The following is a 617-nucleotide window of genomic DNA, read 5'->3' as shown; positions in this document are numbered from 1 at the left end:
GTGCAGACGGGGCTTTACAACTACGGTGCGACGGCGGGCACGGACTACCGCACGGCGGTGCAGGGGCTTGTTGACGGGCAGGCTCCGGGGAACCAGTGGGAGGAGCGGAACACGGCCGGTACGGCCTACACGAGCCGTTCGTGGCCGGCCACGGGGATGACGGTGCTTACCGAGCAGTTTTATGACGACTACAACATTGCGGGCCTTCCGGCAGCCTACAGGCGCACGGACTACAGCGGGATGACCAGGGGTCTTCCGACGGTGTCGCGTGTTCAGGTGCTGGGCACGCCGCAGTACCTTTGGAGCGCGGTTTACTATGACGACCGCGGCAATGCGGTTCGGGAATACCGGCAGCACTACCGGGGGGGCACGGCCGCGACGAATAACTATGACGACATCGCCACGGAGTACAGCTTCACGGGGCAGGTGCTTGCGGGTACGCGCCGGCACTATTCCGGAGGTAGCCTTTCGGCGACGGTTAGGACGGAGCGTACGTACGACCACCGCGGGCGTGCGGTTGACACGTGGAAGACGCTGAACACGGGTACGCGCACGCTGGTATCGCGCAACGTTTACAACGAGGTCGGTCAGCTGCGGACGAAGCAGCTGCACAGCAC

The 617-nt window shown here is 64.5% G+C and carries 1 pseudogene; it reads left to right on the top strand.

What is annotated here, in order from left to right:
* A pseudogene (locus JHJ32_RS22655) lies at positions 1–617 on the top strand (hypothetical protein); the annotation flags it as partial.

The sequence above is a fragment of the Parapedobacter sp. ISTM3 genome, from assembly GCF_016533505.1.
Classification (GTDB): Bacteria; Bacteroidota; Bacteroidia; order Sphingobacteriales; family Sphingobacteriaceae; genus Parapedobacter; species Parapedobacter luteus.
Note: the sequence above shows the minus strand (reverse complement) of the source record. Positions and strands in the feature narration are given on the sequence as shown.